7 protein-coding genes are annotated in these 14743 nt (G+C 56.5%); all 7 read right to left on the bottom strand.

The genetic code is table 11. The annotated features are described in order from the left end of the window. The 7 genes from FPL14_RS22110 to helD all read right to left on the bottom strand — a co-directional run bounded on the left by FPL14_RS22110 (position 1) and on the right by helD (position 14651). Positions 1–1131: a response regulator gene (locus FPL14_RS22110; RefSeq protein ID WP_182299787.1), complete on the bottom strand. Its 1131-nt coding sequence runs from the start codon at positions 1129–1131 to the stop codon at positions 1–3. A gap of 53 nt (positions 1132–1184) precedes the next feature. Further along, positions 1185–4940 carry an InlB B-repeat-containing protein gene (locus FPL14_RS22105; protein WP_182299786.1) on the bottom strand — a complete coding sequence of 1252 codons (3756 nt, stop codon included), beginning with the start codon at positions 4938–4940 and terminating at the stop codon, positions 1185–1187. Next, positions 4891–6735 carry an InlB B-repeat-containing protein gene (locus FPL14_RS22100; protein WP_182299785.1) on the bottom strand — a complete coding sequence of 615 codons (1845 nt, stop codon included), beginning with the start codon at positions 6733–6735 and terminating at the stop codon, positions 4891–4893. Before FPL14_RS22100 ends, FPL14_RS22105 begins: the two co-directional genes overlap by 50 nt. A gap of 27 nt (positions 6736–6762) precedes the next feature. Further along, complete coding sequence (locus tag FPL14_RS22095; RefSeq protein WP_182299784.1) at positions 6763–7068, bottom strand: hypothetical protein; 306 nt, start codon at positions 7066–7068, stop codon at positions 6763–6765. A 175-nt stretch (positions 7069–7243) separates the two neighbouring features. Beyond that, positions 7244–10330: a hybrid sensor histidine kinase/response regulator gene (locus FPL14_RS22090; RefSeq protein WP_182299783.1), complete on the bottom strand. Its 3087-nt coding sequence runs from the start codon at positions 10328–10330 to the stop codon at positions 7244–7246. A gap of 156 nt (positions 10331–10486) precedes the next feature. Then, positions 10487–12301 (bottom strand): DNA helicase RecQ, encoded by a 1815-nt coding sequence (recQ, locus tag FPL14_RS22085; protein WP_182299782.1) that lies wholly within the window; start codon positions 12299–12301, stop codon positions 10487–10489. 1 nt (position 12302) lies between these two features. Further along, positions 12303–14651, bottom strand: coding sequence for an RNA polymerase recycling motor HelD (helD, locus tag FPL14_RS22080; protein WP_182299781.1), 2349 nt, complete (start codon positions 14649–14651; stop codon positions 12303–12305). Between the last annotated feature and the right edge of the window lie 92 nt (positions 14652–14743).

Raw genomic sequence — 14743 nt, 5'->3', positions numbered from 1 at the left:
TTAGAACATCGCGGCGGGATTCGCCGAGATCCTTCCGTAATTCAATTCGGATGCTTCGTTCGTTTGATCCATGAGCTCCAACGCGAGTTCATGGTAGGCGAAGGCATCCTTTTCCCGATTCATGAGAAGCAGGAGCGCGATCATCTTCGCATGAAGCCGGCCGCTTAGCGGCAGCAGTTGCGACCATTTATGCATCGGGTTCAAGGCGATCTCGTAGCGCTGTTGCCCGACATAAGCATCCACCATTACTTCCAGCAGCTCGACGAAGCCGAGTTCCAGTTCGGCTTGGCGCGGGGCAGCCCACACGTATCCGCTTCCGGCCAGGTATCCTTCCCCGTAGAGCCGAACGGCGCGAATGAGCGGCGTTAGCGATGCGGTAGACTTGAATTTCCGAAGCTCTTCCTCGTAGGCAGCCACGTCGTCGAAAGCGACGGTCCAACGCAAGGAATAGCTGCCTCCCGCTGTCTTGGTCTGCTCGATCACGTTCTCCAGCCCACACGATTCGAGATCCTTGCGTAATTGATAGACCGTTGTATGCAGGTTGGCCTGCGTGCGATCAATATCGCGGCCGAACCATAAGCCGTCCATGATCTGCGCTTTGCTTACGGGTCTTCCTCGGTACGCGTGCAAGAAAGCGAGCAGTTCCCTGCCTTTCGAATTCCGGAACCGGATCGGCCGACCGTTCTCGTCTTCGACGTTGAACGGGCCGAAGCTGCGAATGGATACTCCCCTTTCGGAAGTACGCTCGTACGGATTTCCTCGCTCGTTCCGTTTCGCAACCCGGCCAAGCGTCCGTTCCATGTCTTCCTTCATGATCGGTTTCAGCAAATAGTCGAGAGCCTCCACTTGGAAAGCTTCCCGGGCGTATTCCTCATAAGCCGTAAGGAAGACGATCTGAATTTCCGGACGGATATCTCGGAGCCGCCGGGCCAGCTCCAAGCCGTGAATCCCGGGCATCTCCATGTCCAGCAACACGAAATCGATCGGTTCCGGCGTCGTTAGCGCGTGCTCCAGGAAAGCTTGGGACTTATCGAACAAGCCGTCTACCCGCACGCCTTCGAATGTTTCCAGCAATTTTCCCGCTCTTCTCAGCGCGGGCAACTCGTCGTCGACGGCGATCACCCGAATCATCGTTCGATTCCTCCTTTTCGGCATCGTTCTATCGTTGGTTCGATTCTATCATTCTACCGCTGCGAATCCAATAGCTTCAGAAGAACCGTCACTGCCTCCGCTCGGGTCGTCTTGCCGAACGGGTCGAACTCGCCCGATCCTTTGCCTTGAATGAGACCCGATTGCTGAACGGCGTTCGCCGCGCTTTTCGCCCACTTCGGAATATCTTTGTCGTCCGCGAAAAGGGTCGTCGCGTCGGCATCGAACGACTTGCCCATGGCGTTAGCGACCATAGCCGCCATCTCGGCGCGCGTGATTTCCGCGTCGGGACGGAAGCTGCCATCCTTGTAACCTTTGATCCACCCGGCTTGCACCGCTTGTGCGACCGCGTTCCGAGCCCATGTTCCGATCTTCCTCTTGTCCTCGAACTCAAGCGTCGCTGCTTCTCCTTGCGGATGAAGCGCTTTGACCAGCAGGACGGCGAACTCGGCACGCGTCACCGTCTGGTTCGGTTTAAATGTTCCGTTAGGATATCCGGAGACGATTCCGGCGGCGATCGCTTGCTCGATTGTTGCCGCTGCCCAATGTCCGGAGACGTCGCCGAACGTTCGGTCCGGTTTCGTGCCGGGGGATGGCTCTGTTACCTTATCTACCGCCATGACGACCATCGGTAGCAATCGCTTCACATCGACCTCGATCCGGTTGCCGTTTACCCGTCCACCTTCGACTTTCGTCCATTTAGCGCTCTCTTCATCGTAAGCGAATACGACAGCCTCTTGGTTGCCCTTCAGCTTCGCCGAATCAAAAGTCAACGCAACCGTGACAGGCTTAAGAAAAAGCGCGGTCGAGTTACTCGTTATCCATAGAATCGGACTGATCGGCGAGGAGCCGGTTGGAACTGGCGCGTCCAGCCTCTCGGCTATCGACACTTTCAGTTCTTGTCCCGAAGCGCCGGCCGGGATGGAGACCGTAATCGCATTTCCTAGGCTGACCTCGCCCTTCTCACCGGGCGGAAGCACGATTTGACCGTTCTCGGATGTCGTACTGCCCGGAGCCGGCGCGATCGGACCGGTCCCGCCTCCGCTGGCGGAAGCCCGGTATACATCTACCGCATACGTCTTCTTCGTCCCGTCTCGTGCCGTTACTTCAACGGATATCGGGCTAGAGCCGACGGCAAGTTGAATAGCGGCGCTAGGCTGACCGCTAATAACCGGCTGTCCGTTGACGGTGATCGAAGCCAGCGACTCGGAAGCGATCGCCGTAACGGCTAGACTGGAAACTCCGTTAGATACGTTGGCGGAATAAGTCGTCGTTCCAGGCGCGAACACGGGAGAAAGGGATCCGCCCGAAAGCGACAATCCGCTCAAGTCCGCGTTATTCCCGGAGTCTCGTTTCACGATTATAGTGTACGCGTTAACCGTGCCGTCCTGCGCGGTAACCCCGAAACGGATCGGAGTCGGTCCTATCGGAAGGCCGGTCGCTTGATAGTGGTAGACCGCCCCCGTCACCGATTGGTAGACGGCTCCCGTCACCGAGACGAACTGGGTCGGATCGGCTTGGGAGAAAGAGAGATTCAATTCGGTCTCCAAGTAATCCAATTCGACTTCGTAATTCAAAACCGTCGGCGAGAAAGTTGGCGATAGAACGGACGCATCTACGGTCAAGAAGGATAATAAGGCGTTATTGCTTAACCATTGCGCGAATAACGTCACCGGGCCTGCGCCCATAGCAAACGTTTCTCCGGGGCGGTATACCGTACCGCTTCCGTCAACCGCTGTATTCCATCCCGCGAACGTATAGCCTGTTTTCTCGAGATTTCCCGAATTGTTAGGCACGGTAACGTTGGCGTTATAGTCATAGCTGCTGCCGGCTGGCACGTTGCCGGATGTAGCGCCACTGCCGTCGTAAGCTACTGAATAACTGTTAACCGTCCACTGCGCGAATAACGTTACGCCGGCCGTTCCGATCGTTAACGTATCTCCCGCGTCGTAGCCGGTACCGCTTCCGTCAGCCGCCGTGTTCCATCCCGCGAACGTATGACCGGCCTTAACCAAGTTGCCGATATCCGAAACGGCGACGTTGACATTGTAATCGTAGCTAACGCTTGTCGGCGCAGTGCCCTCGGTGCTTCCGTTGCCGTCGTAAGCGACCGTGTAGCTGTTGATGTTCCATTTCGCATACAACGTAAAGTCCGAATCGCCGATTGCCGCCGCGAAATCGTATGGCGTCAGCAAATCTTCGTCCGTATACCATCCGTCGAACGTGTGCCCCGTCTTCTCCGGATCGACAGGTTTTGAAACCGTATTGCCGTAGATCACCGTCTGATCGCTTACCGGCGTGCCGCCATCTGCGTCGAAGCTAACCGTGTAACTGTTAATCGTCCACACCGCGTATAGGCTAACGTTCGCGGCTCCGATCGTAAATGCGTCGTGCTCGACATAACCCGTTCCGGTTCCGTCCGCCGCCGTATTCCAGCCTGCGAACGTATATCCCGTCTTGAACAAGCTTCCGCTTCCCGCCACGGTGACGCCAGTATTATAGTTATGGCTGGCATCTGCCGGAGAACTGCCCCCCGAGCTGCCGTTCCCGTCATAAGAAACCGTATAGCTGTTTACCGACCATGCCGCATACAAGATCTCGTCCGACGCGCCGATCGAATATGAGGCGCCGGCGGCGTAATTTGTCCCGGTTCCGTCCGCGGCCGTGTTCCAACCCGCGAACGTATGACCTATTTTCTCTAAATTGCCGACATTACCCGGAAGCGTAATGCTCGTATTATAATTCCCGCTCATGCCGGATGGCGCGCTTCCCCCATCGCTGGCATTGCTATCATAGGAAACCGTATAACTGTTCACGGTCCAAATGGCGTATAACACGACTCCACCGGCTCCGATCGTAAACGTTTGCGCTTCAACGTAAGGCGTACCGGATCCGTCCGCCGCTGTATTCCAGCCCGCGAACGTGTAGCCAGTCTTGAACAACCCCCCGGCATTCCCCTGCACCGTCACACTCGTATTATAGGCGTGACTGCCCGCAGGCGGCACGGTACCTCCCGTCTGTCCGTTGCCGTTGTAAGAGACCGGGTAGCTGTTGGTCGTCCATTTCGCGTACAGCGTCATAGTCGCGGCGCCCATCGGCGTTTCGAACGAGAACGGCGTCAGCAAGCCCCCGTCGGTGTACCATCCCGCAAACGTATAGCCCGTCTTCGTCGGCTCGCTCGGCATTGTAACTTTCTGACCGAATTCAACCATCTGGTAGCCCACCGATGAGCCGCCGTTGGTTTGGAAATTCACCGCATAACTATTCACCGTCCATTGCGCGTACAGCGTCATTCCGGCCGCTCCCATATTGAATGTCGATCCCGGAGCATAATTCAACCCGCTTCCGTTCACTGCCGTATTCCACCCCGCGAACGTATGACCGGTCTTGACCAGGTTGCCCGAGTTGCCCGATACCGTGACGCCGCTGCCGTAAGGATGACTGCTTCGGACAGGCGCGTTGCCCCCTGTGTTGCCGTTACCGTTATAGGCAACCTCATAGCTGTTGATCGTCCACTGAGCATACAAGATTACGCCGGACGGGCCGATATTCAACGTAGCCGCAGGAGCGTAAGCCGTTCCGCTTCCGTTCGCCGCCGTATTCCACCCCGTGAACGTATGGCCGGTTTTGACCAGGTTTCCGGTGTTGCCTTGTACGGCGATGTCGGAACCGTAAGCGTAGCTGCCGCCACTCGGCGCGCTTCCAGAAGTAGCGCCATTCCCATCGTAGGAAACCGGGTAATCATTCACAGTCCACTGCGCATACAGCGTCGTATCGCCAGACGGGCCCATATTCAACGTAGCCGCAGGAGCCTAAGCCGTTCCGCTTCCGTTCGCCGCCGTATTCCACCCCGGCGAACGTGTGGCCGGTTTTGGTCAGATTACCTGAATTGCCTGATATCGTAATGCCTGAACCGTAAACATAGCTGCCCCCGGCCGGAACGCCGCCTCCCGTGCTGCCGTTGCCATCGTAGTCGAGCGCATAGCTGTTCGCCGTCCACCTCGCATAGAGCGTCACGTTCGCCGGCCCTACCGTCAAGGAGCTTCCGGCGTCGTAATTCGTTCCGTTTCCGTCGGCGGCCGTGTTCCATCCTGCGAACGTATGGCCGGTCTTGATCAGATTGCCGGCGTTGCCTTGAACCGTTACGGCGGTGCCGTAAGCGTAGCTGCCTCCGGCCGGAACGCCGCCCCCCGTGCTGCCGTTGCCATCGTATGCGACCTGGTAATTGTTGATCGTCCACTGCGCATACAACGTCAAGGCATCCTCGCCCATCGCGAACGTAGCCCCCGCGCCGTACGGCGTTCCGCTTCCGTCTGCCGCCGTATTCCATCCCGTAAACGAATGTCCCGTCTTCTCCAGGTTGCCCGCGTTGCCGAGCACCGTGACGACGGCATTCTTATCGTAGCCGATCGTACCTGCCGGCACCGTGCCTGTTGTGCTGCCGTTGCCGTCATACGTGACGGTTTTTTTCAATTTTTTTACCGTGACTTTACTGGATACGCCATAATCTTGATAAGCCACGTAAGGAACTCCGTCGTAAACGTATAGGGATGGATAGGTTCCAGAACCTAGAAGTCCTCCGCCGAGCAACTCCCAGGCGCTTCCCGCATATTTCATGACCATGATGCCGTTGTCATTGTAATTCTTATAAGCAACGTAAGGAGTCCCGCCGTAGACGAACAACGAGGTATGAGTGGAAGTTCCGGCCGAAAAACCTGCGATGCCTATCGGCTGCCAGGTGCCTCCGTCCAGTTTTCTTACCGTTATTCTTTTCCCGTTGTCCGAATCCTGATAGGCGAGATACGGAGTGCCGGCATCCACGTACAGAGACAAATAATCGGAGGCGCCGCCGGACAGGTCCGCGTTGCCCACCGTTTCCCAGCCGCTTCCGTTAAACTTGATGACGTTCGCCTTATTGCCGCCAAACCCTCTCTGATAACCGAGATAAGGAGTTCCTTCATACACATAGAGCGACAAGGAACTCACGGTAGTCGTCGTAAAAAAACCGCCGAGGGTTTCCCAACCGCTTCCATTGAACCTCTTCATCGTGCCTTTGAGCTGATTCGCCGGATCCGGAAAAGCGACATACGGAACGCCATTGTATACATATATCGATAACTCATGAAAATATGCCGAATTAACGGACGTCAACGGCCCGCCCCCCACTGGCCCCCAGTTCGTTCCATCGAATTTCATGACGAAGATTCTGCCCGATTGCCCTTCGTCCGAGTAGAGGACGTATGGGGTTCCATTGTCCACGTAAATCTGGATATTGTTAGCTGCTCCCGAGGAAAAACCGCTGTTTCCTACCGTTACCCAACTGCTCCCGTTATACTTCTTGACCGCAGCTTTATAGGAGTTTGTTCCATCCTTATAAGCCACGTAAGGAGTGCCGTCAGCCGCGATAAATAGATCGGTATTGACGGATTCGCCAGTTGTTAGTCCCGCGTTTCCAACCGGCTCCCATATGCCGGTTGCGGCTGCAGCGGCTTGCCGGATTCCCGGCATAGTCCAACCCGGTATGCCTCCAAGCGCTACGAGCATAGCTAACATGATCATCATGCTTTTTTTCCGAATTGCTTTCATTCCCATACCCCTCCCGATTTGATCAACTTAACTATTAGCGAAAATTAGAAATCCGCCCAAAGGCGCGATCCAGAGCCATGGGACGGCGTTCCAGATCAGCGCGGCCTTGAATTTGCTGGCGGCGAACTTAATCCATCCGAGGATTAGCGCGAGCAGCAGTCCGACCGGATAGAGCAGAACGTAGATCATGACCAGCCAGATCGCCGCTTCGCCCGCGTTCGGATCGGCGATCGCCATGACGGCAATCCCGGTCATAAACAGCCATACCGGAACAAACAAGAGAAACAATATTTGCGTGGCAATCAAAATCCAAAGCGCCTTATTACGTGTCATGCTTTAACCTCGATTCGATAATTTTTCTTCTTACAGATTAGCTTGGCCGCCTTGATACAGACTGAAAAGAAAGCGCTTCATGTCAGGTTTACGCATAAAATTGTCGAATAAAGAGAAAAAAGCGGCTTTCCGTCTCCGGAAAACCGCTTTCTATTTGCGCTGCTCTCTCGCATATCTAATCTTCGAATTTGTCTACCAAGGGAACGTGCAACGCTACCTTGGTTCCTTTGCCGAGCTCGCTTTCCACTTCGAGTCCTCTGCCGAATTGGCGAAGCATTCTCTGATGAATGTTTTTCAGCCCGATTCCCCCGGATCCGACTTCCCGTTCTTTCGCCATAATTTCTACCGCCGGCTCGGACATCCCCGCCCCGTCGTCTTCGACGCAGATGACCGCGTTCTCTCCGTCTACGAGAATGGATACCGTAACTGTACCTCCATCTTCCTTCTTCGTGACCCCGTGCCTCACGGCGTTCTCTACCAAGGGCTGGAGCGTCAAGGGCGGCAGCAGACACGCCGCGTTCCCGTCGATCTCGTAGCGGACGCGAAGCCGATCGCCGAATCTGGCTCGTTCGATCTTCAAATAGGCCTCCGCTAGATCCAACTCCTTGCGAAGCGGAACGAGCCTTTCCTTGTTCTTGAAATCGAAGCTTCCGCGCAAATACCGGCTCAAGTATAACAGCAGATCGTGAGCGGTTTCCGGTTCGTCGAGCGAAAGGGAGATGATCGTATTGAGGGCGTTAAACAGAAAATGAGGCTTGATCTGCGCCTGAAGAAACGCCATCTCCGATCTCACCGCCGCTTCCGCGGATCGTTTCATCTCCAGCAGCGTGCGAGCCCGGGCACGCAGATCGTAGGCCTGAAACGGTTTGGTCACGTAATCGTTCGCCCCCGCCTCGAAGCCATGAATGACGTCATCCGGCTCGCTTCTTACCGTCGTCAGCAGGACGGGCAAGTCCGATAAGGCATGTTGCTCGCGAATCCGCCTGCAAGTCTCGTACCCCGATAAACCCGGCATCATGACGTCCAGAATAACCAGCCCGATCTTGCTTCGGTCCTTAGCTAGCACCTTCAATGCTTCGGCGCCGCCAGACGCCGTAACGATCTCGTAAGGCTCGTCCGCGAACACGGCTCTCAGCACGACGAGATTGACCGGATCGTCGTCCACGGCCAGAATTGCAAGATCCCGCTTCGAGACGCTCTCGGGAGCGAACGAGGCCGCGGATTCCATCCATCCTCTCCGCACCTCGTATCTGTCCGTATCGACGGATTCGGACTTCGATACGGGGTTGGAACGATCCGCGGATTTAACCGCGCTGACGGGAAGCGTGAAAGTAAAGACGGAGCCCTCGCCCATTTCGGAATCGACCGTGATCCTTCCGCCGTGCAGCTCGACCAAGCGGCGAGCGATACCGAGACCTAGTCCCGTCCCCCCGTACTCCCGGGCGACCGACGTGCCCATCTGTTCGAACGTCTGGAAGATCGCCTCCCGCTTATCCGCCTCGATGCCGATTCCTGTATCCGAGACGGAGATGCTCACCGTAGCTCCGGAAGACCAAGCCGTGACTTTGACTTCTCCTTCGGGCGTAAACTTGATAGCGTTGTCGATCAGATTGTAGGCGATCTGGAGCAGCCGGCTTTCGTCCGCGGTCGCGTCCGGAAGCTTGTCCGGCCATTCCATGCGGAGCGTCACGGGCTTATCGCCAATATAGTTGCGGAAAATTTCCTGTTGGGAACCGATGACGGCCCGAACGTCGACCGGCTTTAATTGCAACTGAATTCCTCTATGTTTCAAGCGGGATAAATCAAGGATATCGTTAATTAAATTGGACATGCGGCGGGCGACCGAAATGACGACCTCGAGCTGCGCTCGTTGCTGGCCGTTGAGAGGTCCCGACGTGCCTTCCTTAAGTGCCGAGGACAGATTCAGAATACCGTGCAACGGCGTCTTCAGCTCATGGGACGTATTCGCCAGAAACTCGTCCTTCATCCGGTTCAGATCGATCAGTTCCTCCGACAAAGTCCCGATGATGCGGTAAGCGTTCGTAAACCGGCGGGCCAGTTCCAACGCTTCAATGAAGACGAGCAATAGAAATCCGTACGGAACGAGTTGCAGATCGATCCAGATGATCCGACCGTTGCTATAGAGTATATCGTGGAAGGCGGCGGCCACGAACGCCAACCAACCGAACAGCTGGAGTAATGCTCCGCTGCGCCCTCTCCATGAGGCGAGCGAGAATCCGTAAAGGAAATACGCCAGCCCCGACAGAGACACGATCTTGAAGTAATCGATGAAACCCGTAAACGTTTCGACCGGAAGGAAGAACACCGAGCCGATGAACAGGCACCCAATGTAGGCAATGAAGCGAACGATTCGAGCGCTGAATTCCTGCGGGAAAAGCTCCTTCACGAAGAGAGCCGCCATCGTCACTCCGCCGTAATAGGTTAAATACTCCAACCGGATGATCGTCGTAATGTCCGTCCCCGGGAATGCGTCGACCGCGTACATCCCGCCGAAAACCCACAGACGCGTCGCGCCGAACAAACAGCAGATGCCGAAATACAAGGTCGACCGATCCGTCCGGCGCAACAGGAATACCGCGATCTGATAGAAGCCGAGCAACGCGCAGCCCCCGAACACCGCCATGTCGACGACAGTATTGCGCGTCTTCATCGCCGCCATTCCGCTTTCCGTGCCGAGCGTCAGGCTATACCAGATACCGCCGGACGGATAGAGGACGTTCGAGACTTGCAGAATCAACTCGAACGTCTCTCCCTCAGGCGTAAACGCCGCCATTTGCGGCCGATAGGCGGATACCGTCCCTGAGCTGCCGGTTCCGATTTGGCCCGTTTCCGCGATGACCCGGCCGTCCACGTAGAGCCGGTAAGCCGGAGCGATCGCCGGAATATGCAAGGCGAGCGTTCCGCCGGTTTCCCCGATCACGACTTTCAGCCGATAAGTGGCATATCCGCGTCCAGGTTTCCCGTATGGCTCCCACTCCCCGGGAACTTCGGCAAGACCTCCCGGACAGCCGTCATCGCCCTCCCGGAGCAACTCCCCCCAGTTGAAGCACCATTCTCCGTTCAGCCGAACAGCCCCGATCTCGGCCAAGTTCCACTCTCGCAAGTCCAGCGTGCCGTCCTTCGCCTTGGGTCCGCCATCGCCGGAGGTGACACCCGCGAACGGCAACGCCAATGCGACGGCAAACGCGAAGATCAAGGCCAGAAGCACCGCGATTCGGATCCGCCGACTCGGTATCGTCATTGCCGTTCGTCACCCTTCGTTTTCCATTTTCTCAAATAAGCTCTATCTTATCATAACTCTCCTTTTTTCGACGGTTTTCACTTGAATCTCCCGATCTCTTCTTGAAAAAAGATCCCGGACTGGAGTCCCCTCCCGTAACGAGTCCATTCCGGTAAGCTAACAAAATTCCCTAATAAGTTCCAGGAACGCATGTCCGTACTTCTCGTACTTAGCCGCGCCTACTCCTTTGACCGCGCGCATCTCTCTTTCGCCGGCCGGCATCGCCTCGCACATTTCCCGAAGGGTCGCGTCGTGGAAAATAACGAACGGCGGCAATCCTTCCGAGTCGGCGATTCGCTTGCGGAGCTGACGCAAAGCGTTGAACAGCTCCGCGTTCGCGACCTGAACCGAAGAGCCGCCGCGCGTGGAACCGTATCTGCTGCCGGCGCGTGATACCGAAGGCGCTTCCGGTTCCGCCTTGTGATAGACGCGAGATTGTCCCCTCATGACTTCGAGTACCGGTTCCTCTAATTGAACGACCGGGTACGCCGTATCCGACATCCTCAAGTACCCATCCGCCACGAGCGCGTGGATGAGCTGCACGAGCGGTTTCTCCGCCATCTGTTTTAACCTGCCGTACGATCTCAGCCGGTCGAAGTTGAACTGCCGGATCTTCGCGTCGTTCGCTCCCCGCAGCACTTTCGCCGTTAGCGTCACGCCGAATCTCTGCTTCATCTCGGAGATGCAGGCGAAGATCATTTTCGCTTCCTCGGTGACGTCCTTCCGCTCCCGCGTATCCGTGCAATTGGCGCACGTTCCGCAAGGTTTGCCGTTCTCCTCGCCGAAGTAACGCACGATCGCGAGCTGCAGGCAATCCCCGGTATGCGCGTACTGAACCATGTCGTTCAGCAGCTTATAGTCGTTCCGCTTCCGCTCGTCGGTCGCTTCGCTCTGCTCGATGAAGAACTTCTGCGTTACGACGTCCTGCGGCGAGAAGAGCAGCACGCATTCTCCGGGATCGCCGTCCCGCCCCGCGCGACCGGCCTCTTGGTAATAAGCTTCGAGGTTTTTAGGCATGTTGTTGTGAATGACGTACCGAACGTTAGACTTGTCGATTCCCATCCCGAACGCATTCGTCGCCACGATGATCTGCAAGTCGTCCCGCTGGAAAGCCTCTTGGGTGCTCGCGCGTTCTTCCTCGCTCAACCCGGCATGATATTTGCCGACGTCGACTCCGAGCCCGTGCACGAAAGAATAAACGCTCTCCACCTCGCGCCGGGTCGACGCATAAATAATGCCCGCATGATCCGAATGTTCCTTGATGTATCTAGCGACATAATCGCGCTTGTCCGCATTTCGAACGACGGACATCGCCAAGTTGCTTCGGGCATACCCCGTCGTTACCCTGGCGGGAGCCTTCAGTTTAAGACGCTCCACGATATCGTCTTTGACGACATCGGTCGCGGTCGCCGTAAACGCCGCCATGACCGGTCGAGGCTCGATATCGCGCAACAGCCGAACGATCGTCATATAGCTCGGCCGGAAATCATGCCCCCATTGGGATACGCAATGCGCTTCGTCCACGGCGATCAACGGCACTTCCAACTGACGAACGAGCTCGCGAAAATATTCGGACTCCAGCCGTTCCGGAGCTACGTACAGCAGCTTGTAATGGCCGGCGGCCACGTGGCGCATTCTCTCGTTCGTCTCCTTAACGGATAGAGAACTGTTAATGTAAGTAGCCTCGATGCCCGCGGAATTGAGCGAATCCACCTGATCCTTCATAAGCGAGATTAACGGCGAAATAACCAAAGTCACCCCGGGGAGCAGGATCGCCGGAATCTGATAACAGATCGATTTCCCGGCTCCCGTCGGCATGATGCCGAGCACGTCTCTGCCGCTTAAGATCGCCTCGATTAACGTAGATTGCCCTTCCCGAAACCGATCGTAACCGTAATAGGTCTTTAACGCTTCAATAGCTGCCGGATTCATTTCAACCTCCTTGCCCAGGAAGCCAAGGAGAAGCTTCGCCTGTGTGATAGACGTGCAGAACATGCAGCGCCCGAGTACAAACCGTATAGAGCAGCTTGCGATCTTTCTCTTGGCCATAACTCGCCGATGAAGCATCCCATACAAGGACGGCGTCGAACTCAATGCCCTTGGCTAAGTAAGAAGGAAGCACGGACACGCCTTTCGGAAGCTCGGCGGCCCCGCCCGTCACGAGGGTGACCGATACGTCGTCAGGCAGACGCTCCTTCAGCAACGCGGAAGCATTGCCGGTTTCGTGCGCGGTCTTCGTAATGACGCCGATCGTCCCGTAACCTCGGGCAAACAGTTCAACGATGTCCGCCGCCATTTTGTCCCCGAGGTGTCCGCCGTCGCTGCAAGCAATTACCGTAGGCTCCTCCCCTTTGCGCTGAAAAGGAGTAATGCCCGCGGCATCTTCCGGTGCCAAGATGGCTTTCGTGTAGTCGACGATTTGCTCGGTCGAGCGATAGCTGGTCGTCAGGCGAAGAACGGACGTCACATCCGGGGCCATTAGCCGCGTCCACCCGCCGAATCCGCCGCTTTCCTGCGATTGCAGGTAGATCGCCTGATTGAAATCGCCAAGAACGGTCAATCGCGCTCGCGGATATCTCCGACGTATGAACGCCGCTTGGAACGGAGAATAATCCTGCGCCTCGTCCACGAACACATGAAGGATGTCTCCCTCCACGCGGCGGAATCCTTCCAACGCCTCCAACACGTACATAAGCGGAGTCGCGTCTTCGTGGTCGATGAGCTTGCGGCCCATCGTCTCTTCCGCGCGTTGCTGCATCCATTCCCAACCGAGCGGGAGCTTGCCGTCGGGAGAACATGCCGTAAACAGCGTTCGGCTCTCGAACAGCTGCCGATAAGTTCCGATCGCATCCAAGAACCGATAGCCGCGCGCCGCCTTCACGAGCGGGGCGATTGCCCCTTCCGCTACGTGCCGCCTAATTCTGGCGCTCATCTGCTCCTCATCATCGAACGCTTCGTCACGAAATCCGCCGCTCCGACGGACGTCGACGTACGCGCGCTGAATATTCTCGCTATCCGCGAGTTCCGCGGCTTCTTCGAGCCAAGGCTCATCCATCTGGGATTCGATCCAAGCGTTCAAGCGTTCCAGGAGCCATCGCCGAACTCCGGCCGCTCTTGTGCCGAAGCCTTCCGAAGACCGAATGCCGTAGAACTGCTCGGCGATCTCTTCCGCCGATACGATCGTCATGTTGCGGAATCGCAAAGAGCGAAACCGGACTCCCTCTTGCTCAAGCCGCTTCAAATAATTTTCGACCGTAACGAAAAAATGCTCCGAGCCCTTGTACCGGATCGATCGCTCTCTTGCTTCTCCTTGCGAGGTTCCTTCTATCGCCGCGATATTTTCCGTCTGGGAGAAAAGATCCTCCACCTCGTATCTGCGGCCCAACCTCGCCTCGATCAACTCGCGGAACGTCATTTGTCGCATGTTCGCTTCGCCTAGGTCGGGCAATACGCGCGAGATGTATCCTTTAAAAACCGGATTCGGGGAAAAGAGAATGATCTGATCCGGACCGAGCGTCTCCCGAAAGCGGTAGAGCAAATAGGCGATCCGTTGCAATGCAGCCGATGTTTTCCCGCTGCCCGCGGCGCCTTGAACGACTAACAGCTTGTGCTTCTCGTCGCGGATAATCCAGTTCTGCTCCTTCTGAATCGTGGCTACGATGCTCTTCATCGACGTATCCGAGCCTTCCGATAGAACGGCTTGCAAAATTTCGTCCCCGACCGTCTCGGACGTATCGAACATATGCTTCATTTGTCCGCCGCGAATGACGAACTGCCTCTTAAGCTTAAGCTCTCCCGCGATTTCCCCGTCCGGAACGCGATATGTTGCAGGACCCGGTTCATGATCGTAGAACAGGCTCGATACCGGCGCGCGCCAATCGTATACGTAGAAAGTCTCCCCGTCTTCGCCGACGAGGGAAGCGCGTCCGATGTAGATGACTTCGGCATTCGCTCCCCGCTCCGCGAAGTCGATTCGCGCGAAATACGGCGAGTCGAATTGCTTGGTCAGCCTTTCCACCGCTTCCGACGCTACCCGATGGCTGCGCTCCCGTTCCGCCAGCAGTTCCGCCTGCTGCACGATGCTGCTCCAAGTTTCGCCGACTTCCGTCGAATCGGAGAAGTTCATCCGCACGTCGTCCCAGAATTCTTGGCGAATGCCGACCACGTCTTCGCGCCGGTCTCCCAGCAACGCCAGTTCCTTCCGCATCCGTCTGCTTACTTGCTCCAGTACGACGAGCAACCGCTTCTCTTCCTCGTCGCGAGGCGAAATCGGCTCGTTCACCACATTTCTCAACTCCCAAGTTAAACCTTCGTATTCTATGTTGTATCACGCGAATGAACCGAGTGCAACCTTTGCGATCGAATTCTCTTCTC

This window comes from Cohnella cholangitidis, from assembly GCF_014107495.1.
GTDB classification, from domain to species: domain Bacteria; phylum Bacillota; class Bacilli; order Paenibacillales; family Paenibacillaceae; genus Cohnella; species Cohnella cholangitidis.
The sequence above is the reverse complement of the archived record's forward strand: the minus strand, read 5'-3'. Positions and strand labels throughout refer to the sequence as shown.

Bases quoted from the DNA above. Each gene is read 5' to 3' on its own strand.
- FPL14_RS22090 (WP_182299783.1), bottom strand. From the start codon at position 10,330: ATGACGATACCGAGTCGGCGGATCCGAATCGCGGTGCTTCTGGCCTTG.
- FPL14_RS22105 (WP_182299786.1), bottom strand. From the start codon at position 4,940: ATGGGCCCGTCTGGCGATACGACGCTGTATGCGCAGTGGACTGTGAAT.
- FPL14_RS22095 (WP_182299784.1), bottom strand. From the start codon at position 7,068: ATGACACGTAATAAGGCGCTTTGGATTTTGATTGCCACGCAAATATTG.
- recQ (WP_182299782.1), bottom strand. From the start codon at position 12,301: ATGAATCCGGCAGCTATTGAAGCGTTAAAGACCTATTACGGTTACGAT.
- FPL14_RS22110 (WP_182299787.1), bottom strand. From the start codon at position 1,131: ATGATTCGGGTGATCGCCGTCGACGACGAGTTGCCCGCGCTGAGAAGA.
- FPL14_RS22100 (WP_182299785.1), bottom strand. From the start codon at position 6,735: ATGAAAGCAATTCGGAAAAAAAGCATGATGATCATGTTAGCTATGCTC.